The following is a 23,491-nucleotide window of genomic DNA, read 5'->3' on the forward strand; positions in this document are numbered from 1 at the left end:
CGACACCAAATCTGTTGAATGTTTTTTTCGGTTTATTTTGTGTAAAAAAAATGAAAAAAATATGTAGGTTTGCAGCACTTTAAAAATATAAACAAGAATTTATGTCGTTTTCAGATTTATTTGATAGTGGATTTAAAAAGCGTAACGAAGATCATTTTGCGGCTATCGTAAGAGTGGCGATGGATGATGGCGTGATTTCTGAAGAAGAAAAAGCCTTTTTAGATAGATTGGCTCATAACTTAGATATTAGTGAAGGTGATTACAAACTTATTTTAAGTGATTACAAATCGCATCCTATAAATCCGCCTCATTCTTACGATCAGCGTTTAGAGCGTTTATACGATTTAGCACGTATGGTTTATGTAGATCATATTAAAGGAGACCACGAAGAAATTTTACTAACCAAAATTGCCATTGGGTTAGGTTTTCATGTACAAAACGTAAAATATATTATTGACAAAGCTTTGTGCTTAGTAAATGAAGAAGTGGACTTAGAAACTTTTATGCATGAAATGAAACATATGAATAGATAATATATTCTTTATTCAATACGAAAAACGCGAACCAAAAGGTTCGCGTTTTTCGTTTAATCAATTATAGTTAGTAAGATTATGCATCTTAAGAAGGTTAAAAATTATTGTTTTTTTAACATCCTTTATTTATACATTTACATATTCTAATTTAGTGGCAAATGTCAAAACTTAACTGTTTCGTTTTAACGGTTATTATTAGTTTCTTCTCGTTATTTCTGTTCAAAACAGAAAGTGCTACTTCATTTAAACGCCTCGTACATACACATGATATTAAAATTGACAATGCTTTTAATACATGTGCTATATCAACTAATAACTCTTTTGAACATTTAGTAAATTTTGAAAAGGAAAAAGAGCAGCCTTCCGTTAGTTGTTTTTACACAACTGCATCATCTCTAAACAAACGATATTTAAATACTAATTTACAGTACTTAAAAATTTGTGGATTTTTTGATTTAAATTTAACCACTCGTACCATTATTTACCCTTTCCATTCCTTCTTGTAACCCATTGATTTTATTGTATTAACCAAAACACCAATCATTAAAAAATGGCATGGTGGTTTATCTATTCATAAAATTAATTTAAAACATACAAGATGAAAATTTCATTAGTAATTATTTCTACGCTTTTAGTGTTATGCGTATTCGTTCCTTTTATCATATTTATTTATAATGGAACAAAAAATACACTTAGTATAAAAAAACAAGCCCATTTATTAATAAAAAATAACGGCATCATTTATAGCGTTAAAGACGTTTGGCGTAAAAATTTTATAGGGATAAGTAGTGACAATAAAACACTTACCTATATTCACTTTAAACTAAACAAGCCCTTTATTATTGATATTAGTTTAGCAGACTTAAAACAATGTCATATTATTAAAAACTATAATAATGGAACAAATAAGACGACATCACTAAAGAGTTTAGATTTAGAATTTATTTATAAATCTGCTTCTAAACCAAATACTATTATCAACTTTTTTAATGTAGATGATGATTTAAATGAAGATTTTGAATGGCAACGTATTGAAAAATGGCAACAATTAATTAAGGCCTCTATACCACAACAAATCATAAGTAAAATAGCTTCTTAAAAGCCATTTTTTAATTTAAGAAAAGCGAACCAAATGGTTCGCTTTTCTTATTTATGCAGTTTTAATTGAATACGCTTACGCGGAATATCCACCTCTAAAACCTTTACGATCACTTGTTGGTGCAGGCTTACATGTTCATTAACATCTTTAACAAAACTATCTGAAAGGTTTGACACATGAATCAATCCGCTTTCTTTAATGCCAATATCCACAAAACATCCGAAATTGGTAATATTATTAACAATTCCTGGCAGTAATTGCCCCTCATGCAAATCATTTATCGTTTTTATGTTTTGATTGAATGTAAATACTTTAGCTTGCTCACGAATATCCAAGCCCGGTTTTTCAAGTTCTTTAAGAATATCTTGAAGCGTTGGCAAGCCAACAGCTTCGGTGCAATATGTTTTTAAATCTATTTTTTGAAGTAAGTCTTTATTTCCTATTAAATCTGAAACACTTTTGCTTAAATCTTTTGCCATTTTTTCAACAATAGCATAACTCTCAGGATGTACCGCAGAATCGTCTAGCGGATTTTTACATTCTTTAATTCTCAAAAAAGCAGCACCTTGCTCAAAGGATTTATCTCCCAAACGAGGTACTTTTTTAATGTCTTGTCTTGATGAAAACGCTCCATGTTCTTTTCTATATTCAAAAATATTTTCGGCCAGTTTAGGCCCAATGCCAGATACATAACTTAACAGGGATTTGCTTGCTGTATTGACATTAACACCAACTGCATTTACACAATTTTCAACAACCACATCCAATGATTTTTGAAGTTTATTTTGGTCTACATCATGCTGATACTGGCCAACGCCAATAGATTTCGCATCAATTTTAACCAACTCTGCCAACGGATCTTGAAGCCTTCTTCCAATAGATACACTACCTCTCACCGTCACATCATAATCTGGAAATTCTTCTCGTGCAATCTTTGATGCCGAATAAATACTGGCTCCTGCTTCACTCACTACAAAAACCTGTACCTCATTTTTAAAATGAATCTTTCGAATAAAGTCTTCTGTTTCTCTTGAGGCTGTGCCGTTACCAATAGCAATCGCATCAATTTTATAGGCTTCGGTTAACGATCCTATCTTTTTTATGGCTCCCATCGTGTCACTTTTTGGTGGATGCGGATAAATGGTTTCATTGTATAACAAGTTTCCCTGTTCATCTAAACATACGACTTTACAACCTGTTCTAAATCCTGGATCGATTGCCAAAACTCTTTTTTCACCTAGTGGAGAGCCTAACAATAATTGCTTTAAGTTTTTTGTAAATACCGAAATAGCGGCTTCGTCGGCTTTTTCTTTTGCTATTTGTAATGCTTCGTTTGACAAGGATGGCAATAACAACCGTTTATAAGCATCTGTGATTGCTATTTGAATGTGTTCTGAACAATCGTTGTTAGAACGAAGGATTCTGTCTTCTATTTTGCTTAAAGCTTTATCATCATCAATAGCTATTTTAAGCTTAATAAAACCTTCAGATTCTGCTCTTAAAATCGCCAATAAACGATGCGAGGGTATGCGACTTAAGTTTTCTTCCCATTCAAAATAATCTCTAAATTTTTGGGCATTTTCATCATCTTTTTTTGCTTTCACCACTTTTGTAGAAATCATGGCAAAACGCTCTAATTGATGTCTGATGTTGTTTCTAATATCGCTGCGTTCGTTAATCCATTCGGCAATGATATGTCGAGCACCTTCTAAAGCCTCTTCCACAGAAGCGATGTTTCCTTTTACATATTTAAATGCCACGGACTCTAAATCATGGGCATTTTGGCTCATCATTATTTTTGCCAAAGGTTCTAATCCGTTTTGCCGTGCTGTTTCAGCTTTTGTCTTTTTGCTCTTCTTGTAGGGTAAATATAAATCTTCCAGTGTTGTTAAATCTGGAGCCGCTTCCATTTTTTGTTTTAATTCTGACGTTAAAACACCTTGTTCATCCAGTGCTTTTAAAATGGCTGATTTTCTTTTTTCTAAGGCTTCAAACTGTTCTTTATATTTTACAATATCACCAATTTGAACCTCATCTAAATTACCTGTACGTTCTTTTCTATAACGAGAAATGAAGGGAATGGTACAGTCTTCATTTAATAATTCAACAGTGTTTTTTATGGAGGCTTCTGATAATTGGGTTTGGGAAATTATAAATGAAATTAAAGACATGAAAAAGTTTAAATAAATTGAAAAGCAAATATAACAAGTTTATTTGTTTGAAAAATATACGACATGTATCGTATGGATTGGTGCTTGTTCGATTTCTATTTTTGTTACAAACAGCAACACCAAGACTATTATGAAAAACATATTATTGACATTTTTACTTCTTGCCTTAACAACCAATTCCTTTTGGGCACAAAAAACAACTTTAAAGGATTTTAATCTTCCAGAAAAGACTCTAGCTGTCCAAATTATGGAAGCTAATTATAATGGCGAAACCAAAGAGTTCTTACCCATTTCACAACAAGTATTAGTATTCAAAAACGGTAAATTAACTGAAGATAAATATGCTATGGCTGACAAATCTTATGGTTCACAAACAGTTAATGAATACAATGAAGCTGGTCAATTAAACAAAAGCTCATTTTTGTCCTTTAATAAAGAAAAACCTGTATCTAGCATTACAACTTACCAGTATGTAAAAGAAAATAATTTAGTAGCAGTATATGAAACTTCAGATAATGGTTATAAACGAAAAACTGAAGACCGAAACTACAATACCTCAGGTAACTTGGTTAGTAGTGTTTTTTACGATCAAAACGGAGATAAAATGAAGACTGTCACTTATTTTGACAATCATAATGACATTCTTTATCACTATAAAAATAATTCTCAAAAATCTTATCAGCCGAATTTAGAATCTATTTATTATTCGGGAAACCAAATACTATTTTCAAACACAATTTATGTAGATAAAGAACTCCAACAAACTATTGTTAAAACAACTGATTATCTGTATGATGATGATAATAATTTAATAGAAATGAATATCACAAATACCTATGAAGATTCTGAAGAAAAAGCTCGAAACGTATTTAACATACTAAATAAATCATTTAATACTAAAAAAAGTGATACTTCAAAAAACACTAAAAAACTAAGTTATAGCAACTATAAATCTAATGGCGTTTGGACGGCTCAAATACCTGAAAAATTAACTTTACAAAATCAAATTAGTTTGACATTTCGAACTATAATGACCACAGATGAAAAAACATATACCATAACAGATCAAAATGAATTATTGAAATTTTTGGATGATACCTACCAAAAAATTAAAGCTCAAAAACCTTGAAAAGACTAATCTTATTACTTATAATTTTATTTTCTAGCATAGACACCTTTGCCCAAAAAGTAGATTTAGTAAATGCGCCCGAAAACCCTATTGTTTTAAAATTTAAGTTAGAACATTTCAATTTGAAAGGCGATGTATACTGCTACAATTCACAATATTATTTTAATAAAGAAGGACTTCTTACTTCAAAATCCGACTATCAAGGGGATAATACATACTCGTATAAAAACGGAAAACTCGATTGGAAATGGGGTTTAAATGACCAAGGTTATATTACAGAATTAAACGGTCATGTCTATACCTACAACGATAAATGGCTTTTAATTTCAGATACCCAAATAATACCAGAAAAATATAATCAACCACAGCAATCTAAAACAAAAAAATACACTTACGACTTACAAAACCGCCTTATAAAACAAGAAGCATACGAGTCTGATGTTTTAAAAAGCTCCACGACATTTAAATACGCCAAAGAAGGCACCATACTTAAAGTATTTTCAACAGAAACGGAAGCTTCAAAAACGTTGCTTTCAGAAAAAAGATATAAAGATGGTAGGCTTATTTATTCCAAATCAAATTCAGATAATATTGAGCTCAAAATAGAATCTAAATTAGATGGAAAAGGAAATAGTATTGAAGATAAACATATAAATGGTGGCGAATTAACTGATACTTTTAATTATTCTATTGTTTACTATTCTGATGCCAACAAACCTTTAGATTATAAAATTGTTATAAAAAAAGATGCTAATGGCAATTTATACCAGCATATTTATAGAAACGGTACATACTTTTACAGTCCATTAAAAACACAGTTAGAAGGCTCTAACGACTTACTCTTTTATGATGATTTAACTCAAAATTATTATATAGCTAAAGATGCCTATAACAAAACATTAACTAACGGTTTCACGATTAAAATGGAACTTATAGCAAAAGACAGTGAAGTGCTTTTAAAAAATTTACCTGAAAATAGGGTAGTTGTATTTTATCAAGGAAAAAACGTTTTTTTAAATTCAAAAAAAAGTGTTTCATTTTATATCCTTAACTACTTATTTTCATATCATGTAGACAAAAACAACTCCGAAGAAAAAACGTTTTTCTTTAAAGATGCTAAAGAAAAAACCTTTGCGCCTGGTATTTTACTGCCAGAAAACAAAGATCAATTTTATTATTATTTAGATGGAGAAACAAACAAAGTCCTTATGGTATTAAAAGGTGTTAGTATTAATAACACATCATTCTCTAATCGTGTTAAGTTTGGAGATTACGGTCTTTTAGCTTATGTAAATAACGTTCCAACGTATGTGTTTCCAGATTATTACAACATGGAAAAAGATAAAATGTATTTGGCTAGAATGTATGATGAAAAAACCGATGCAGAAACACTTAATAACACAAAACAAACATCAACCAATACTACATCTTCAAATACTAATTGCTTATCGGGGAACTGCATAGATGGCTATGGAGAACTGCAAACGAAAGAATCGACACTCATTGGCTTATTTAAAAACGGTAAGGCGAATGGTTATGGCATTCAAACATATGATAAAGGTGTTTATATGGGCAATTTTAAAGACGGAATTCGTGATGGGAATGGTATCTATAACTGGAAAGACATCAATCAATTTTATATTGGTGAATGGAAACAGGGAAAGCAACATGGTTTCGGATATTTTATAACGAATCAGGTAATAACCAGCGCAGGTTATTACGAAAACGGGGCACAAGTGACAAACATGTTTGAGCCATACAGAAATAAGACAATTTCAAATGGTTGCCAAGGCAACTGCAATGATGGTTTTGGACAATTAACCTATAGCGATGGTACAGTGGTCACTGGGTTTTTCAAGAATGCGTTTATAAATGGACCAGCAAGTATTGTTTGGAAAAATCAAGATATTTATATAGGTAACTGGAACAATAATGTTAGGGAAGGCCAAGGTATGTATATTTATAAAAATACTGGTGAAATCTATTACGGTGATTTTTCAAATAATAATCGAGAGGGATGGGGAATGTATTATGACAAAAACGGAAATGTTCTCAATAGGGGTATTTGGGCAAATGGAAACATAAAAACTTCAATGTAAATTAGTGATAAAATTGAAATCAATTCTGCGCTTTTTTAAATTGTAACGTCACATAAAAATCTTGAAATTCAAGCTCATGAACACAAATTCAAAAACAATATGTTATCTAATGCTGTTCTTGATAGTTCCGTACATCAATTGTTTGGCGCAGGAAGATTTCAGAATGCTAAAAAGCACCTATTTTATCGAAAGCCCCAATTTTCAGAAGTATGTAGCCACCAACAAATTAAAACAAGAAACCTCAACCGAAAAGAAAATTACACGTACGGTAACCTATGATGCTTCTGGCGAGATACTTCAGGAGATTTACACTTCAAAATTTGGAGCCATAACAAGAACAGATGAAAAGTTGGGTAAGGTTTCGATATCAGGGCCTTCAGGTATGTGCATTACACCCTTGGCCACAAAACCCTCTGTCATTCCACTGGATAATGGTGACTATTACGTGGGGTATCTGCATGTTGGTACGTACTATTCCCATTTAGGATTTAATTTTACTGGTTTTATGCTGCCTATACTCAAAGAATATGGCAATGGGTCTGTCCTTTTTATGGAAGATGTATCCAAAGGGGAATACTATTGGGCAACGATTGTGGATGGTGTAGTCGAATCAAAAATTCCAGCAACCAAAGACCAAAAACCCGATGTACAAGCTTTAAAGAATAGTTATGATTTCGAAGCGATGTATTTGGAAGAACTTCCTAAAGGACATAAAATTGATGCACAAAGAAAAGAGCCAATCATGAGTGAGTTCACTAAAGAATATGGACTTTATACGATACGGTCAAAAACTCCTGCGCTAAATGGTTATGGTATTTCAATGGTTTACAGCACACACCAGTATTTGGGTGAATACATTACAGTAAATGTAGGGATGTTCAAAGAAGGTTCTTTAAATGGTACGGGCTATTTTATACAATTACTCAATAAGTTTGGCGGTTCTAATACTGAAAATCATGCATATATGGTGCATAAACAAGGTGTTTATGCCCTTTTTGGAGAGTTTGCAAACAACAACCTGATAAAAGGTCGAACCATCAATGTGAATCCTATGGTAAAAAATAGAGATTTTTGGTCCAAGAAACCTTACGATGGAATTGTGTACACGGCCTATCAGAAAAACGGCGAAACCTTGGTCACCAAGGAAGATGACATTTCTATTTATGAAATTAATGACCCTTTCAAATTTTATATTCCCTCTGTTGACAGGGAAGTTGATGGTATAGTCAATAAAGAAAAAGGGATAATAGAATATTCAGGTGATGCAGTCTTGAACAAAGATAAAGACAGTAATATCAGAAAAACAATTGACGGCACTATGGAGACGTATTATTACAAAGAGGAACGTCAAAGCCAATATAATGAAAGTTGTCCGAGACAATCTAAAGTGGCCATTTATGAAGACTATACCATAGACATCAAAGGTCAGGATGTTGCATATGACCGACGTGTTGTCAAAGGTGTTTACTATGATAAAGTCATAACCACCACCACAACCACGCCCACAGTGCTATCAACTATAAAAGGCACTAGGTTCACCGGTAGATATGATTACAAAACATGTCCTATTTGTAATGGCTCCGGGAGTATTCCAAGAACATCTAAAAATTATTTTTACAGAGCCATAACGTTTAAGAAAACAGATGCCAAAGAAAAAATGGCGGTTGTTCAAAAAGAGGAACTCAACGCTTCAAACAAATGTATTTCCGGGAATTGTTCTGAAGGATTTGGCGAATTAAAAACGGCTGTTTCAACCATCACAGGTTTTTTCGCCGCAGGAAAAGCCAATGGCTACGGGAAAGAAGTCTTTGCTGATGGTTCGGGATATTATCAAGGTAAGTTTGAAAGCGGTTTGCGAGGTGGATATGGATTATATGTTTGGAATAAGACACAAGAGCAGTATATCGGTGAGTGGAAAAATGGGAAACAGAATGGGTATGGCTACTACATAAAGGGAGATGAAGTAGTGGAAGCTGGTTTTTATTATGAGGGCAAACAAATGCGTAATATGCTGACTGAAAACTTTATCAGCAAAAAAAGTGTTGAAAATTGTACAGGTAATTGCAGCAACGGGTTTGGAATATATCGATATGACAACAAGGACAGCTATCTAGGCTTTTTCAGAAATGGTAAAAGAGATTATATTGGCAAATACACATGGGCTGAAGGCGATTGGTATATCGGTGAGATGTTATTAGGTGAACTTTCTGGTCAAGCAGTTCGTTATTATCACCGAACCGGAACGATGTATCGTGGCCATATGTCCAATGCTATTAGATATGGTTATGGAGCCAATTTCAATAAAGAAGGAGCTATGGAAAATAAAGGCTTGTGGGAAAATGGTGTTTTAAAAAAACCAATAGTGTCCAATAATAGTGTTGAACCAGTAACAAATTCATCAAAGGAAGCTGGTGATTTTATATCAGTGTATTCTACAAACATCTCAAACCTCAAGCAACATCTCAAACAACTAGAAGATTCTTGGGAACAACAAAAATACCCAATAAACGTGAAGACTAAAAAATATGCAGATTTAATAGAGGAAATTTATGAAAGCGATAAGGATGCCGCCTTTGAGTTTACGATGAAAATGTCTTCTAATGTTGATATACGCGGATTAATGCCTTTGTTGAAGCAAGAAATACGAGACTATATTAAAGATAAAGCCCGTAAAAAAGTTCAAACATATTCCGATGCCAAATATTAAAAACGATAAGGGTTTTGATGCCTTTACAATCAGCACAAGGCAAAATCCCTTCGTAGCTACCTGCCCAATCAACTGACTGCTTGGTACTATCCGTTAGGGATTCCATTTCTTCTGTTGAAATATTTTCGTGGCTATTTTTCATATTATTACAACTAAATAAAGTCATAATCACAATGAACGTTATGTATATGGATTTTGAATTTCATTTTTTAGATTTTTTATTTCGAATCAAATTAGTAAAAACCTGATTATTGAAACAGTATTTAGTATGATATTAACAATTCAAAGTTTGGAAAATCACTGATGATTTGAAAGTTCTATGAAAACAAAAATCTCGTTTTCATAGAAACATTGAAAACGAGATTTATAAAAAATTTATATGAAAAATAATTAATTTCCTGCTTGACTTTTTGCGTCTTGAATCATTTTATCATTTGGTAAAATGGCAACATTGACGCGTCTGTTTTTAGCACGTCCTTCGGCAGTGTTATTATCATACATGGGCTGACTTTCACCAAACCAATTTGTAGTCAATCTTCCATTAGAAATCCCATTTTGAGATAAATAATTGGTTACAGCATAGGCTCTATTTTTAGAAAGCGTCATATTATAATCTTCTGCCCCTTGGCTATCTGTATGGCCAACTACTAAAATATTAGTGTCAGGATATTCTTTAAAAACACTTATCAACTTATTTAATGTCGTTTGTGATGCACTGTTAATGTTGTATTTATTAGTATCAAAATAGACACCGCTACTTTCATCAAAAGTAACTACAATACCGTCATCTACACGTTCTACTTGTGCGCCTGGTATTTCCTCTTCAATTTTTTGGGCTTGTTTGTCCATTTTATTACCAATAAGAACACCAGCTCCACCACCTACTACACCACCAATAACTGCACCTAATTCGCCATTACCACCTTTACCAACATTGTTTCCAATAATGGCTCCTAAAATGGCTCCCCCTGTGGCACCAATAACAGCACCTTTTTGTTTATTATTGGCATTTTCAATTGCTTTACAATTTGTCAAGCTTATGGCTAAAACAATTGTAAAAAGTGTAATTCCTATATTTTTTATAGTCGTTTTCATATGTATATATTTATTGTTTAGTAAAATTCATGTTTATTGTAAGCGAACTACCAGAAACACTCACTGTTTGTTGCCATTGCATCGCCGTATCAGATAAGGCCGATAGCTTTAGCCTGAAACCTTGATTGGTTTCCGATTTGTGTTTTTCATTCGTCGGTTTTAATAAAAAATCATATAAACCTGTTTCAGCATCAACCTCTTGAATAGTAAACACAAAATGGCGATCCCCTGTTGAACAACTGGTATCGTTGATGGTGTAAACACCTGTATTGTTGTTAGGAATAAATTGCCATGTACTACCTTCAAAACACGCTTTGGATGCATCATTAAGCAAGGTTGTATTGTAAGTTCCCGCTTGATTATAGGTTATTGAATTTAATACCCAATTACCTTTAATTACTTTTTTGGAAGTTCTTACCGTTTTAGACGTTCCGCAAGAAGCTACAATTAAAAAAGCACATATACTTAACGCTGTTACTAATTTTTTCATAAGTTGATTGTTTTACTATTATACGAGCAAAATTATAGCAATAGATCTTATTGCTAGTTACAAAATTTGACTTTTGTATTATATAATTTAATGATACGGATAATGAAGAGCCTTATTAAGAAACACCTATTATTGTAGTGAATTATTGTCTTTTAGGATTATGCTACTTTTTTAAGTAAATCGAAGCAAGGACATTTTTTACAACGTTTGTCTTCTGCTTTTTTATATTTCTCACAGCAACTACTTTTTACTTTATTTGGAAGTGTAATCCCCAACTTTTCAAGTTTTCTAATCGCCTTTTTTTGCTTCTTTTTACCCAAAGTTCCTAATTTAAGAATGGGCAAAAATAATTATTTTTATTAAATCTAAATAAGATTAATTGTTAAATTTACTGAGGATTTACTGTTGAAGCTGAATTCACCGTTAAGGTAACAATATCTCTATCAAAAAGATACAATCCGCCTTTATCGTCGCCAATTAAATTTATCTTATCTAAAATGGTTCGTGCTACAGCTTCTTCTTCTATCTGTTCAGCCACATACCACTGTAAAAAGTTGTGTGTAGAATAGTCTTTTTCTTGAAGACTGATGTGCACCAATTCATTAATGCTTTCTGAAACAAAAACTTCATGCTTATAAAGTTCTTCAAACATTTCTTTAAATGATTTGAAAGTCACATTTGGAGCAGCTAGGGCTGATATTTGGGCATGTCCACCTCGTTCGTTCACATATTTCACTAATTTAAGCATGTGGTCACGCTCTTCTTGGGATTGCTTAAACATAAATCCAGCTACGCCCTCTAATCCTTTAACTTCTGCCCAACATGCCATGGCCAAATAAATTTGTGACGATTCAGCCTCTATCTTTATTTGGTTATTAAGCACCTTTTCGATATTTTTTGATAACATATTTTTGTCTTTTTGTAAAGTTAATGAATTCTTTGAGCCATTCTAAAGCTGATTTATAAAAATAATAACCGTGTTTAAAATTTTTATAAGATTAAATTTATTTAAAACTTAACTTATATGCAATCCATTTTCAACATTCGCATCATCTGGATTCACAAACACCAATTTGCCTTCTGCATTCTCCGTCATTAAAATCATGCCTTGACTTACTACTCCACGTAATTCTCTTGGGGCTAAATTTACTAACACCGTAACGCGTTTGCCAACTATTTCTTCTGGAGTAAAACTTTCAGCGATACCCGACACAATCGTTCTCACATCAATGCCCGTATCCACTTTTAATACTAGTAGTTTCTTTGCTTTTGGCATTTTTTCAGCTTCAAGAATGGTTCCTACACGAATATCCAATTTGGTAAAATCTTCAAAAGTGATGGTATCTTTTTGAGGGTCTACTTTTTTATTGGCAGCTTCATTAGATTTTTTACTCGCTTCTAATTTATCTAGTTGAAATTGAATCGTATCATCTTCAATTTTAGAGAATAGTAATTCGGCTTGGCCGATTTTATGACCTGAAGGAAGTAAAACTTCTTTTGATGATATATCATTCCAACTGTTCTCGATACAATTCTCCTGCGTCGAATCACTCGAACTGACATTTAATATATTCTTAAGTTTGTTAGATGTAAACGGCAAAAACGGTTCACTTAAAGTGGCCAATGCCGATGCAATTTGCAACGCTACATACATGATGGTTTGGGTGCGTGCTTCATCAACTTTAATGACTTTCCAAGGTTCTTCATCGGCTAAATATTTATTTCCTAGTCTCGCCAGATTCATCAATTCTTGTTGCGCTTCTCTAAAACGATAACGTTCAATGGAACTAGCAATCACATCTGGATAGGCTTTTACTGCCGCCAAGGTTTCTTCATCAATTTGAGAGCATGCATTCAGGTTTGGAACAACACCTTCATAATATTTATTGGTTAACACCACTACTCTATTTATGAAGTTTCCAAAAATAGCCACTAGTTCATTGTTATTTCTCGCTTGAAAATCTTTCCAAGTAAAATCGTTATCTTTAGTTTCTGGAGCATTTGCGGTTAAAGCATAACGCAATACATCTTGTTGATTTGGAAATTCCAACAAATAATCGGGTAACCAAACCGCCCAGTTTTTAGAGGTTGATAATTTATTGCCTTCTAAATTTAAGAATTCGTTGGCTGGCACATTATCCGGTAAAATAAAACTACCTTCCCTTTTTAACATCACAGGAAAAATAATGCAATGAAATACAATATTGTCTTTCCCAATAAAATGTACCAATTTAGTATCTTCACTTTTCCAATAAGGTTCCCAATCTTTACCTTCTCTAGCAGCCCATTCTTTGGTTGAAGATATATAGCCAATAGGCGCATCAAACCATACATATAATACTTTGCCTTCACCGCCTTCAACAGGCACAGGAATTCCCCAGTCTAAGTCGCGGGTTACGGCACGTGGACGTAAACCATCATCAATCCAAGATTTTACTTGGCCGTACACATTAGGCTTCCAATCTTTTTTATGACCTTCTAAAATCCATTCTTTTAAAAAATCCTCGTGTCTATCCAAAGGTAAATACCAGTGTTTTGTTTCTTTTAAAGTTGGCACATTCCCTGTTATAGCAGACTTCGGGTTAATTAAATCGGTAGCATTTAAACTCGTTCCGCATTTTTCACATTGGTCGCCATAAGCTTCCTCATTACCACATTTAGGGCACGTCCCTGTTACAAAACGATCGGCTAAAAACTGATTGGCTTCTTCATCATATAATTGCGCAGAAGTTTCTTCAATAAACTCACCTTTATCGTATAAGGTTTTAAAGAATTCTGAAGCTGTTTCATGATGGATTTTAGCCGAGGTACGCGAATAATTATCAAAAGAAATTCCAAATTCTTCAAACGATTTTTTAATAATTGCATGGTATTTGTCAACCACATCTTGTGGAGACACCCCTTCATTCTTTGCTTTTATAGTAATAGGTACACCGTGTTCGTCACTGCCTCCAATAAAAACTACATCATTTCCTGTTAAGCGTAAAAAGCGGGCATAAATATCTGCTGGCACATAAACTCCTGCTAAATGCCCTATATGAATGGGTCCGTTTGTATAAGGTAGCGCAGATGTTATGGTATATCGTTTTGGTTTGTTCATTAATCTAATAATTATATTTTAATGTCATAACGAAGGAGGTACGACTGGCAATCTGACGAATCGTAATTAAATTAAACAGATTCCCGCACTTCGCTCGGAATGACTATCATTTTGAAGGCATAAAAGTACACATTTTGAAACCGATTTAGAAAAAAAATGTACATTTACATTATGTCGAAAAACCTACTAATATTTGCATTATGTTGTGCTGCTTTTTTCTTCGGAAAAAAGCAAATAATGGCACAAGATAATCATTCAAAACATATCGAAACTTTGATACGACCACCATATTTACAAGCAGGAGATACCGTTGCTATTGTTGCGCCTTCAGGTATTTTAAAAAATAGAAATACAGAGATTGAACAAGCCAAAGCACTTTTAAAAAGTTGGGGATTGTATCCCGTAGTTGGAAAACACGTGTTTAGTCAAAATAATCATTTTGCAGGTACCGATGCCGAGCGTTGCGAAGATTTCCAAAAGGCCTTAGATGATCCTAAAATCAAGGCCATTTGGTGCGCTAGAGGTGGGTATGGAGCTGTTAGAATACTTGATAAATTAGACTATACCAAATTTAAAAACAAGCCTAAATGGGTTATTGGTTATAGTGATATCACAGCATTACATAACCAAATTCATACTTTAGGATTTGAAAGTTTACACGCTATGATGTGCACCAGTATGCAAGATAATACCGAAAGCATTAAAGAAACCATCTCTACTTTTAAGGATGCACTTTTTGGCAAACCTTTAAACTATACACTTGAAGGTTCAAAATATAATAAAATAGGTCATGTGAGCGCTCCTATTGTGGGTGGAAACCTATCCATTTTAGCCAGTATGCTAGGTTCTAAAACCAGTATCGATACGTCTGGTAAAATATTGTTTATTGAAGAGATTGGAGAATATGAATACACTATAGACCGTATGTTGCAAAGCTTAAAACGTGCTGGTTATTTTGATCATTGTGTGGGGGTATTAGTGGGCGATGTATCAAAAGTCAGAAAGAATACAACGCTATGGGGAAGCTCTGTACAGCAGCTTATTTTAGATGTTTTAGCTGATTATAGTTTTCCTATCGCTTTTAATATGCCTGCTGGACATGAAAAAGACAATCGTGCCTTAATTTTAGGTCGAATGGTTGACATGAGTGTTAATAAAAATGAATCTAAAATTGTTTTCAAGCCATAACATTCGTTAATAGAAAGATTACGCTTACATATTTTGTAAATAATCTTCTAAATTTATTATTGTTTGACAAAATTCTTTGCCTTTAATCAATAAATAAACAAATTACTGATTAATAGGTTTTTAAACCAAACACCAATCCTTTCAAATGGAAATTCTATAATATTTTTAATTTTTATTGTAACAAAAAAAGCTCTGGGCAAGCTAATATTTGCAATAAATTAAATTTTAAAAATATGAAAAACTTAGTAAAATTTTCCGCAGTATTTATTTTAGTATTAGGCTTTAATTTTAAATCTCAGGCACAAGTTTCAGATGATTCAACACCAGAATTTGGTATTAAAGGAGGTGTGAACTTTTCCAATATGTACACAGATGATGTTGATGACGAAAATGTATTAACAAGCTTTAATGCAGGTTTTTATAGTGTCTTTCCTATTAACGATTTTATTGCCATTCAACCAGAATTACTTTATTCCAGAAAAGGAGCAGAATTAGTTTATGACAATGCCTTTGCTGATGGAACAGCGAAATTTAAATTAGATTATATTGAGTTACCTGTTTTACTTAAACTTAATTTAACAGAAAATTTCAATGTGCATGTAGGTCCTTATGCAGCGTATTTAGTAAATGCTAAAGTTACTAATGAAACCGAAAATGGAACATTTGATTTTGAAGATAATTATGACACTAATGATTTTCAAAAGTTTGATGCAGGAATCTCTGCCGGCATAGGTTTCAATTTTAATCCTATCAACGTTGGTGTGAGATATAATTATGGTTTAGTTCCCGTAGGGAAAGAGCGTACTTTTGCTGGTCAAACATATACGGTGCCAGATGGTAAAAATAGTAATCTTAGTGTGTATGTTGGTTTCAGATTGAATTAGTCATCACATATGAGTTATTTTATCAGACCAACTATACTATTTGTATAGTTGGTTTTTTTTAAACCTGTTTCCTCTTGCAAATTTTTATAAGTTATTATGTTAATGGTCAATTTGCCAAAACGTCTTCTAATTTTTTCAAATTGGAATCCTGACCATTAATTGAATTAAACTATTTCAATGTTTAGCTTTAAATTTCAAAAAAGGAATTGATAACGGGTATTTACAAGTGCCAGAACCCAACGCAGAAAATATATTTATAATGGTTACAGTAATGCCATATAAAACAACCGCAGCAGTTCCGAAAAAATTCATTCCAGGAAATGGAAAAAAAGCTAATAACGATATTATGAATAATAATAACATTGTAGATTGAAAATTAATTACGGCTCTACCATGTGCATCATATATTTTATTGTCTTCAGCTTTGTGAACCCATATAAATATGGGAAACAACACGTTTGCAAAAGGAATGATGAAACCAAAAAAGGGTAATCCATGTAGCATAAGCATCCATTTTCGTTGAATGGTTTCTTCTTTTGGATTTTCTATAACAATAAGGTCATTAACAGGTATGTCCAGCCCAACAGCCAATAATTTAACCGTTTGTAAATGAGGTTCTACTTCACCTTTTTCAATTCGTTGTATGGTGCGTACACCTACTGATGTTTTTTCCGATAAATCTTCTTGAGTATATCCATTGAGCTTTCTTTGGTATATGAGATTTTCACTAATAGATTGATTTTTCATTTGTCCTTAAAATTAAAATTGGTTTTGTTTTAATTACTCGATACAAAACTAAATCAAACTCTTTGTTTTTATCACGCCATTTAAATGTCAGGTAAATGACATTTACAATATTTTAAGGTACTAAAAGCAAACTTTACAACTAAATTCATTAAAAACCACGTTCTTTCTGCAAGTGTTCATAAGCTTGTTGTACTTGTTTAAATTTATCTTCAGCGCCTTGTTGATGTTCTTTCCCTAAATGAATGACTTTATCTGGATGGTATTTTTTAGCCATACTTCGGTAGGCTTTTTTAATCTCATCATTGGTAGCTGTTTTATCAATTTCCAATATTTTATAAGCATTATCGGCACTTTTATAAAACATGGCCTTAATACTTTCATAATCATTGTGGCTAATACCCAAATATCCAGCAATCGTATAAATTTGAGCCACCTCATCTTCGGTTACAGCACCATCAGCTTTAGCAATTCCGAATAAAAAGTGTATTAACTGCAAACGTGATGCATGCTCCATCATTTGTTTAATTTGCAGACACACTTGTCTAGTAGAAATATTTTGCTGCTTATTGATTTCTTTAAAAAGCCTAAATGCTTGATTAGCGCGTTCTTTTCCATACATGCTTACAAATTGATTGCGTACAAAATCCAATTCGCGTTGATCCTGTTTACCATCTGCTTTAATAACTATGGAAGCCAAGATGAGTAAACTTACCTCAAAATCACCTGGCTGTGTTTGTTGTGTTCTATTATATCCTCCTGTTCGTTGACCTTCTTCATAAACTAATTTATCTCCGCTCATAGAATCTACAACGCTACCTAATGCCAAACCAATAATGGCCCCTATCGGGCCTCCAAACGACCACCCTATGGCAGCCCCTATCCATTTTGAAAAACTCATGTAATTTCTTTTATTTTATGTTGATTTCAAATATAATACTGTTAGTTGAGTTTTCTTGGTGATTGTTACTAAAAGGTTCGCAGTTAATTTATTATTTATTTCGTATTCTGTGGCTTTAGAAATGAAAGGAGTGATTGAATACAGCGACTGAAAACTTAATTTTCTGTATCTTTGCAGTCTATAATTGTTAATTATTAAAATTTAAAAATATGTATCCAGCAGAATTAGTAAAACCAATGCGAGAAGATTTAACCAAAGTTGGTTTTGAAGAATTACATACGCCTGAAGCTGTTGATGCTGCTTTAGCTAAAGAAGGCACTACGCTTATAGTTGTGAACTCCGTTTGTGGTTGTGCTGCCGCTAATGCACGTCCAGGCGCTAGAATGAGTTTACAAAATGCAAAACGCCCAGACCATATAGTAACTGTTTTTGCAGGTGTAGATTTTGATGCCGTAACTAGAGCCAGAGAGCTAATGGTACCTTTCCCTCCAAGTTCGCCAAGTATGGCCTTATTTAAAGATGGTGAATTGGTACACATGTTGGAGCGTCACCATATTGAAGGTAGACCTGCAGAACTTATTGCAGACAATCTTATTGATGCTTATAACGAGTACTGCTAGCATTAACTGTTAAAAAGTTAGAAATAAAAAACCACGATAATATCGTGGTTTTTTATTTATTTTTGAAGCATGATAAAATTATTGTCTTATCCAATTTCTATTATTTATTACCTATGTTTCTTTTTAACCTTGGTAATATTCCATCCTATACAATGGTTATGTCTTAATGTTTTTGGTTATCAGGCACATAAAAAAAGTGTCGATATCTTACAGTTAGCATTAATGCGTTGTGCTAATATTTTAGGGACTCGTTTTACTTTTAACAATCCTTATCACATTGACACTAACCAGCCTCTTATAATTGTAGCTAATCATCAAAGTTTACATGATATCTACCCTATGACATGGTATATGCGGAAACACCATCCAAAATTTATCAGTAAAATAGAATTAGGTAAAGGCATCCCAAGTGTGTCTTACAATTTACGCCATGGTGGTGCCGCTTTAATAGATAGAAAAAACCCAAGACAATCTTTACCCGAACTTATGAGGTTTGGAGATTATATTGAAGTAAACAAACGTGCCGCCGTTATTTTCCCAGAAGGTACCAGAAGTAAAAATGGCGAGCCAAAACCCTTTCAAACAAAAGGATTGGAAATTCTATTTAAAAAAATACCGTCTGCTTTAATTGTTCCGATTTCAATAAATAATTCTTGGAAAATGTTTAAATATGGTAAATTTCCAATGGGATTAGGCACACATATTACATTTACTGTACATAACCCTATTAAATTAGCTACCTTTGTAGACAAAGTAGCTCTTATAGAAACCATTGAAGCTACCATAAAAAAAGATATACACCCTTAAAACATATTTATGTCGTTGAAGAATGTGAGACTTGAAGTGATGAATTTTTTAGAAAAAGATGTTGATTCTTTAATAGAAAAATATCTTATTCCTATTGACAGTATTTGGCAACCATCGGATTTTTTACCTAATTCTGAAGGAAATACAGAAACATTCTTCGAAGAAGTTAGAGAAATTAGAGAATTGTCTAAAGAATTACCTTATGATTTTTGGGTGGTACTTGTAGGCGATATGATTACCGAAGAAGCTTTGCCAACTTACGAATCTTGGTTAATGGATGTTGAAGGTGTCGACCAAGTAAATGAAGGTGGAAATGGCTGGTCTAAATGGGTAAAACAATGGACTGCCGAAGAAAACAGACACGGCGATGTGCTTAACAAATACCTATATCTTTCTGGGCGTGTTAATATGAAAGAAATTGAAAAAACCACTCAATATTTAATTGCTGATGGTTTTGATATTGGAACCGATAGAGATCCATATAAAAACTTTGTATATACTAGTTTTCAAGAATTAGCAACTTATGTATCTCATAATAGAGTAGCCAAAATAGCGAGCAAAAGTGGTAATAAACAACTAGGAAAAATGTGTAAAATCATTTCTGGTGACGAAATGAGACATCATCATGCTTATTCCGAGTTTGTTGAACGTATTTTTAAGGTTGATCCAAGCCAAATGATGATGGCATTTCATTATATGATGAAACAAAAAATAGTGATGCCTGCCCATTTTTTAAGAGAATCGGGAGACAAAATAAGCACCGCTTTTGAAGAATTTTCAAATACAGCTCAAAGAATAGGCGTTTACACTTCCAGAGATTATGTGGAAATTTTACAGAAACTTATTGCACGTTGGGAAATTGATAAAATAACAGGGCTTTCAGATGAAGCTGAAAAAGCAAGAGATTATTTGATGAATTTGCCAGACAGAATGTTAAGATTAGCCGATAGAATTAAAATCCCTGAAAACTCATATCAGTTTAAATGGGTAGAACCAGCTGTTATAAAATAATAAAACAATCCAAATAAATTAATTCCTTTCCAAACCGAAAGGAATTTTTATTTTTATACTATGACTCAAGAAGAACAGATTAATAAAACTATAGATTTTGTAAAAGTAACTCTAGTAGATGCAGAAGGTGGACATGATTGGTTTCACACCCAAAGGGTATATAATAATTCTTTACTCATCGCTAAAAGTGAAAAGGTAGATATGTTTATTGTTTCTCTTGGAGCTTTATTACATGATATTGCCGATAGCAAATTTCATAACGGTGATGAAACTATTGGACCTAAGATAGCACGGGAATTTTTATTCAAAATAAATGTAGATTCTACTGTTATTGAACACGTTGTAAAGATTATTGAAAATATTTCTTTTAAGGGAGGGAATGAAGCTCAAAAATTTCATTCTCCCGAATTAAATGTGGTTCAAGATGCTGATAGACTCGACGCTATGGGAGCCATTGGTATTGCACGTTGTTTTAATTATGGCGGCTTTAAAAACAGACAACTTTATAATCCAGATATTAAGCCAAATCTTAATATGAATAAAGAAGCATATAAGTCTTCAACAGCTCCAACCATTAATCATTTCTATGAAAAATTACTTCTTTTAAAAGATAAAATGAATACCAAAACTGGAAAATTGATAGCCTTAGAACGCCATAACTACATGCTGCAGTTTTTAGACCAGTTTTATAGAGAATGGAAAGGAAAGTATTAACTAATCATTAGTTTAATCTCTTTTCGATAGCTCGATGCACTTTTACCTGTTATTTCATTAAATGTTTTATTGAAATGAGAGAAGTTATTGAATCCACATTCAAAACAAATATCTGTAATACTCATTTGGCTTTCCAATAACAATTTGGTGGCATGTACCACGCGATATTCATTTACCAATTGTGTAAACGTTTTTCCAGTGGCTTTTTTAAAGTATCTACAAAATGCTGGAACGGTCATACTCACTTCATCTGCAATTTCATCTAATGTTATATGACTTTGGAAATTTTTATTTACATATTTAAAAATAGTATCAATTTTGCCGCTATCTTGAGCCTCTGCTTCGAAAGCAAACCCGTCTGCATTTAATAGCGTATAATCATCTGTAATAGCTAAATAATTCAAAATTTCCAGAAACTTAATAACTCTTTCTAAGCCCGTATATCCCATCAAACTTTCAATCTTGGGCCCAATAATTTTTTTAGTATCAACTTTAAAACGTATGCCTTTTTTAGCTCTTTCAAATAATGAAGCAATACTAGATACTTCTGGAACATTCAGAAAATCATCTCCTAAAAAGTTAGATTTAAACTGTATAGTTGTTTCTGTTCCATTGGCTGTAAGCCTATCGGTAAAACCATTATGGGCTAAATTAGATCCAATAAGTATTAATTGACTATTGTTAAAATAAGATAAATGATTTCCTATATGGGTTTTCCCTTGCCCTTTATTTATATATATAAGTTCAAGCTCTGGATGAAAATGCCAATATGCCCCATTTTTATCTACTGTTTCTACATGTTGCTTAACTAATATAGAACTTCCGAAACTAGGGGTGAGTTTTCTAAAAGTGGGTTTTTTATTAATCATAACAAAATTAATTGTACTGCAAAATTACAACATATTATTATGCAAACATAGTTTTTTTTAACTCTATTATATGTTATTTTAACTTAACATTGATTTAACACTACATTAACAGTTAATATAGCATATAAACTGGCTAAATTTGATGTTTTGTACCCTTAACTTCTGTTGTACATTTGTAGTGTTGAAAGTTATTATTGTACGAACACTGAAATACTTAATTATAATTTATTAAAAGATAGGCCTTTAATTAGTAATCCTAACGTTGTTTAATTATAATTTTAGATTTTAAAATATAACTCTTATAAAAAAGAGTAGACAAAATTCATTAATAATTAGTTTAATGTCTTATTTAGTTTAGTTGGTAAAGTGAGCTGTGGTGGCTCACTTTTTTTTTTGCTTTATACTATCTTATTTAATCTATATTTTAAAATTATACAGTTTAAAGATACACCATGTTATTTTCTTAAAGGCGTCTTTTCTATTCCTAATATATACATTACCAATTTTTATTTGAGGCTTTGGCTCTTACAATTTTTAATGGATGACTTTTTAGACAATACGTAAAATTAACCAACATATATGCTAAATTAACTTAACATAAACTTCATGTTAAAATAACAGATAAAATAGCACACAAATATGCAAATATCAATGTTTTATAAACTTCATATACCACATACCTTTGTGGTGTTGAACGTTAAAAAAAACCAAATCATGAACACAGTAATTAAAAACACAAAAAAAGGGATCTTAATGATAGCCATGTTAGCTGCATCGTTAAGTTTCGCAAGCGAAGGAACTCCATTTTTTAGACTTGTTAACAATGCTAAAAAAACCGCACTTACTTTAACCAATGTTAAAGCAGGAAATACACTATCTATTAAAGATAGTTATGGTGTAAAACTATATGAAGAAGTCATAGGCGTTAATGGTCTTTATGCGAAAGCTTTTGACTTAACGGCTTTGCCAAGTGGCGCATACAATTTTGAACTTGATGGTGAAGTGGAAATTAAAACCATCCCTTTTACTGTTGCGTCTAATACTATTAAACTTAATAGTGAAATGGCCAAAGTAATTTTTAAGCCAACCATAAGAGTAAAAGGTGATTTAGTATTTGTTTCTAAACTTTCTCTTAATAACGAACCTTTAAAGATTGATATTTACTTCGAAAAAGGCAATAAATCTGAACCTATGTTGTCTGAAACCATTAAGGACACTAAAAAAATCGAAAGAGTTTACAAATTAACTGGTTTAAAAGGTGGCGACTATAAAATAGTATTCAATACCAGTGGTAAAGAATTTATAAAATACATTAATAATTAGTTAATGT

22 protein-coding genes are annotated in these 23,491 nt (G+C 32.5%); 12 read left to right on the forward strand and 10 right to left on the reverse strand.

Annotation, left to right across the window (positions count from 1 at the left end):
* Nucleotides 1-101 precede the first annotated feature (101 nt).
* Together DKT72_RS06075 and DKT72_RS06080 are read left to right on the forward strand one after the other, a co-directional pair.
* Nucleotides 102-533 (forward strand): tellurite resistance TerB family protein, encoded by a 432-nt coding sequence (locus tag DKT72_RS06075; RefSeq protein ID WP_111307832.1) that lies wholly within the window; start codon nt 102-104, stop codon nt 531-533.
* Nucleotides 534-1,131: 598 nt separating this feature from the next.
* Nucleotides 1,132-1,632, forward strand: coding sequence for a hypothetical protein (locus DKT72_RS06080; protein WP_111307833.1), 501 nt, complete (start codon nt 1,132-1,134; stop codon nt 1,630-1,632).
* Nucleotides 1,633-1,679: 47 nt separating this feature from the next.
* Here DKT72_RS06080 and DKT72_RS06085 read toward each other — a convergent pair whose 3' ends face one another.
* Complete coding sequence (locus tag DKT72_RS06085) at nt 1,680-3,803, reverse strand: Tex family protein (protein WP_111307834.1); 2,124 nt, start codon at nt 3,801-3,803, stop codon at nt 1,680-1,682.
* A gap of 130 nt (nt 3,804-3,933) precedes the next feature.
* Between DKT72_RS06085 and DKT72_RS06090 the strand changes: the two genes are divergently transcribed.
* The 3 genes from DKT72_RS06090 to DKT72_RS06100 all read left to right on the forward strand — a co-directional run bounded on the left by DKT72_RS06090 (nt 3,934) and on the right by DKT72_RS06100 (nt 9,738).
* The gene (locus tag DKT72_RS06090) at nt 3,934-4,932 is read left to right on the forward strand and encodes a hypothetical protein (RefSeq protein WP_111307835.1); all 999 of its coding nucleotides are present in this window, start codon (nt 3,934-3,936) and stop codon (nt 4,930-4,932) included.
* A complete protein-coding gene (locus tag DKT72_RS06095; protein WP_111307836.1) occupies nt 4,929-7,031 on the forward strand; it encodes an MORN repeat-containing protein in 2,103 nt (700 codons plus the stop codon). The genes DKT72_RS06090 and DKT72_RS06095 overlap by 4 nt, the downstream gene beginning before the upstream one ends.
* Before the next feature lie 76 nt (nt 7,032-7,107).
* A complete protein-coding gene (locus tag DKT72_RS06100; RefSeq protein WP_111307837.1) occupies nt 7,108-9,738 on the forward strand; it encodes an MORN repeat-containing protein in 2,631 nt (876 codons plus the stop codon).
* Here the strand turns inward: DKT72_RS06100 and DKT72_RS06105 are convergent.
* The 6 genes from DKT72_RS06105 to metG all read right to left on the reverse strand — a co-directional run bounded on the left by DKT72_RS06105 (nt 9,686) and on the right by metG (nt 14,423).
* Complete coding sequence (locus DKT72_RS06105; protein ID WP_111307838.1) at nt 9,686-9,904, reverse strand: copper resistance protein NlpE N-terminal domain-containing protein; 219 nt, start codon at nt 9,902-9,904, stop codon at nt 9,686-9,688. The genes DKT72_RS06100 and DKT72_RS06105 overlap by 53 nt on opposite strands.
* Nucleotides 9,905-10,128: 224 nt before the next feature.
* Entirely contained in the window at nt 10,129-10,833 is a 705-nt protein-coding gene (locus DKT72_RS06110) for a YiaD family glycine zipper/OmpA-like lipoprotein (protein WP_111307839.1), read from the reverse strand.
* Nucleotides 10,834-10,843: 10 nt separating this feature from the next.
* Nucleotides 10,844-11,323, reverse strand: a complete 480-nt coding sequence (locus DKT72_RS06115) for a lipocalin family protein (protein ID WP_111307840.1) — start codon at nt 11,321-11,323, stop codon at nt 10,844-10,846.
* Nucleotides 11,324-11,481: 158 nt separating this feature from the next.
* Complete coding sequence (locus tag DKT72_RS18185) at nt 11,482-11,667, reverse strand: hypothetical protein (RefSeq protein WP_162623244.1); 186 nt, start codon at nt 11,665-11,667, stop codon at nt 11,482-11,484.
* 44 nt (nt 11,668-11,711) lie between these two features.
* Complete coding sequence (locus DKT72_RS06120) at nt 11,712-12,230, reverse strand: ferritin (RefSeq protein WP_111307841.1); 519 nt, start codon at nt 12,228-12,230, stop codon at nt 11,712-11,714.
* Nucleotides 12,231-12,338: 108 nt separating this feature from the next.
* On the reverse strand, nt 12,339-14,423 hold the full coding sequence (gene metG, locus DKT72_RS06125) for a methionine--tRNA ligase (protein WP_111307842.1): 2,085 nt from the start codon (nt 14,421-14,423) through the stop codon (nt 12,339-12,341).
* Nucleotides 14,424-14,594: 171 nt separating this feature from the next.
* Between metG and DKT72_RS06130 the strand changes: the two genes are divergently transcribed.
* Together DKT72_RS06130 and DKT72_RS06135 are read left to right on the forward strand one after the other, a co-directional pair.
* Nucleotides 14,595-15,611, forward strand: a complete 1,017-nt coding sequence (locus DKT72_RS06130; RefSeq protein ID WP_111307843.1) for a S66 peptidase family protein — start codon at nt 14,595-14,597, stop codon at nt 15,609-15,611.
* Between the two features lie 233 nt (nt 15,612-15,844).
* Nucleotides 15,845-16,495: a porin family protein gene (locus tag DKT72_RS06135; RefSeq protein ID WP_111307844.1), complete on the forward strand. Its 651-nt coding sequence runs from the start codon at nt 15,845-15,847 to the stop codon at nt 16,493-16,495.
* A 174-nt stretch (nt 16,496-16,669) separates the two neighbouring features.
* On the opposite strand, the gene DKT72_RS06140 is transcribed toward DKT72_RS06135, so the two are convergent.
* Both DKT72_RS06140 and DKT72_RS06145 read right to left on the reverse strand, forming a co-directional pair.
* Nucleotides 16,670-17,242: a helix-turn-helix domain-containing protein gene (locus DKT72_RS06140; RefSeq protein ID WP_111307845.1), complete on the reverse strand. Its 573-nt coding sequence runs from the start codon at nt 17,240-17,242 to the stop codon at nt 16,670-16,672.
* A gap of 148 nt (nt 17,243-17,390) precedes the next feature.
* On the reverse strand, nt 17,391-18,140 hold the full coding sequence (locus tag DKT72_RS06145; RefSeq protein WP_111307846.1) for a TerB family tellurite resistance protein: 750 nt from the start codon (nt 18,138-18,140) through the stop codon (nt 17,391-17,393).
* 209 nt (nt 18,141-18,349) lie between these two features.
* Here DKT72_RS06145 and DKT72_RS06150 point away from each other — a divergent pair, with 209 nt between their 5' ends.
* From DKT72_RS06150 to DKT72_RS06165, 4 genes are all read left to right on the forward strand, one after another.
* Nucleotides 18,350-18,760 (forward strand): BrxA/BrxB family bacilliredoxin, encoded by a 411-nt coding sequence (locus tag DKT72_RS06150; protein ID WP_111307847.1) that lies wholly within the window; start codon nt 18,350-18,352, stop codon nt 18,758-18,760.
* 69 nt (nt 18,761-18,829) lie between these two features.
* Nucleotides 18,830-19,567, forward strand: a complete 738-nt coding sequence (locus tag DKT72_RS06155) for a lysophospholipid acyltransferase family protein (protein WP_111307848.1) — start codon at nt 18,830-18,832, stop codon at nt 19,565-19,567.
* A gap of 9 nt (nt 19,568-19,576) precedes the next feature.
* On the forward strand, nt 19,577-20,578 hold the full coding sequence (locus DKT72_RS06160; RefSeq protein WP_111307849.1) for an acyl-ACP desaturase: 1,002 nt from the start codon (nt 19,577-19,579) through the stop codon (nt 20,576-20,578).
* 60 nt (nt 20,579-20,638) lie between these two features.
* The gene (locus DKT72_RS06165; RefSeq protein WP_111307850.1) at nt 20,639-21,292 is read left to right on the forward strand and encodes an HD domain-containing protein; all 654 of its coding nucleotides are present in this window, start codon (nt 20,639-20,641) and stop codon (nt 21,290-21,292) included.
* Here the strand turns inward: DKT72_RS06165 and DKT72_RS06170 are convergent.
* Entirely contained in the window at nt 21,289-22,161 is an 873-nt protein-coding gene (locus DKT72_RS06170) for an AraC family transcriptional regulator (protein ID WP_111307851.1), read from the reverse strand. The genes DKT72_RS06165 and DKT72_RS06170 overlap by 4 nt on opposite strands.
* A gap of 714 nt (nt 22,162-22,875) precedes the next feature.
* On the opposite strand from DKT72_RS06170, the gene DKT72_RS06175 reads away from it, so the two are divergent.
* The gene (locus DKT72_RS06175) at nt 22,876-23,484 is read left to right on the forward strand and encodes a hypothetical protein (protein WP_111307852.1); all 609 of its coding nucleotides are present in this window, start codon (nt 22,876-22,878) and stop codon (nt 23,482-23,484) included.
* The last annotated feature ends 7 nt before the right edge of the window (nt 23,485-23,491 follow it).

Source organism: Confluentibacter sediminis, from assembly GCF_003258355.1.
Classification (GTDB): domain Bacteria; phylum Bacteroidota; class Bacteroidia; order Flavobacteriales; family Flavobacteriaceae; genus Confluentibacter; species Confluentibacter sediminis.

What these genes read in the sequence shown, in the direction of transcription:
- DKT72_RS06075 (WP_111307832.1), top strand. Translation starts at nt 102, where the DNA reads ATGTCGTTTTCAGATTTATTTGATAGTGGATTTAAAAAGCGTAACGAA.
- DKT72_RS06080 (WP_111307833.1), top strand. Translation starts at nt 1,132, where the DNA reads ATGAAAATTTCATTAGTAATTATTTCTACGCTTTTAGTGTTATGCGTA.
- DKT72_RS06085 (WP_111307834.1), bottom strand. Translation starts at nt 3,803, where the DNA reads ATGTCTTTAATTTCATTTATAATTTCCCAAACCCAATTATCAGAAGCC.
- DKT72_RS06090 (WP_111307835.1), top strand. Translation starts at nt 3,934, where the DNA reads ATGAAAAACATATTATTGACATTTTTACTTCTTGCCTTAACAACCAAT.
- DKT72_RS06100 (WP_111307837.1), top strand. Translation starts at nt 7,108, where the DNA reads ATGAACACAAATTCAAAAACAATATGTTATCTAATGCTGTTCTTGATA.
- DKT72_RS06105 (WP_111307838.1), bottom strand. Translation starts at nt 9,904, where the DNA reads ATGACTTTATTTAGTTGTAATAATATGAAAAATAGCCACGAAAATATT.
- DKT72_RS06110 (WP_111307839.1), bottom strand. Translation starts at nt 10,833, where the DNA reads ATGAAAACGACTATAAAAAATATAGGAATTACACTTTTTACAATTGTT.
- DKT72_RS06115 (WP_111307840.1), bottom strand. Translation starts at nt 11,323, where the DNA reads ATGAAAAAATTAGTAACAGCGTTAAGTATATGTGCTTTTTTAATTGTA.
- DKT72_RS06120 (WP_111307841.1), bottom strand. Translation starts at nt 12,230, where the DNA reads ATGTTATCAAAAAATATCGAAAAGGTGCTTAATAACCAAATAAAGATA.
- metG (WP_111307842.1), bottom strand. Translation starts at nt 14,423, where the DNA reads ATGAACAAACCAAAACGATATACCATAACATCTGCGCTACCTTATACA.
- DKT72_RS06130 (WP_111307843.1), top strand. Translation starts at nt 14,595, where the DNA reads ATGTCGAAAAACCTACTAATATTTGCATTATGTTGTGCTGCTTTTTTC.
- DKT72_RS06135 (WP_111307844.1), top strand. Translation starts at nt 15,845, where the DNA reads ATGAAAAACTTAGTAAAATTTTCCGCAGTATTTATTTTAGTATTAGGC.
- DKT72_RS06140 (WP_111307845.1), bottom strand. Translation starts at nt 17,242, where the DNA reads ATGAAAAATCAATCTATTAGTGAAAATCTCATATACCAAAGAAAGCTC.
- DKT72_RS06145 (WP_111307846.1), bottom strand. Translation starts at nt 18,140, where the DNA reads ATGAGTTTTTCAAAATGGATAGGGGCTGCCATAGGGTGGTCGTTTGGA.
- DKT72_RS06150 (WP_111307847.1), top strand. Translation starts at nt 18,350, where the DNA reads ATGTATCCAGCAGAATTAGTAAAACCAATGCGAGAAGATTTAACCAAA.
- DKT72_RS06155 (WP_111307848.1), top strand. Translation starts at nt 18,830, where the DNA reads ATGATAAAATTATTGTCTTATCCAATTTCTATTATTTATTACCTATGT.
- DKT72_RS06160 (WP_111307849.1), top strand. Translation starts at nt 19,577, where the DNA reads ATGTCGTTGAAGAATGTGAGACTTGAAGTGATGAATTTTTTAGAAAAA.
- DKT72_RS06165 (WP_111307850.1), top strand. Translation starts at nt 20,639, where the DNA reads ATGACTCAAGAAGAACAGATTAATAAAACTATAGATTTTGTAAAAGTA.
- DKT72_RS06170 (WP_111307851.1), bottom strand. Translation starts at nt 22,161, where the DNA reads ATGATTAATAAAAAACCCACTTTTAGAAAACTCACCCCTAGTTTCGGA.
- DKT72_RS06175 (WP_111307852.1), top strand. Translation starts at nt 22,876, where the DNA reads ATGAACACAGTAATTAAAAACACAAAAAAAGGGATCTTAATGATAGCC.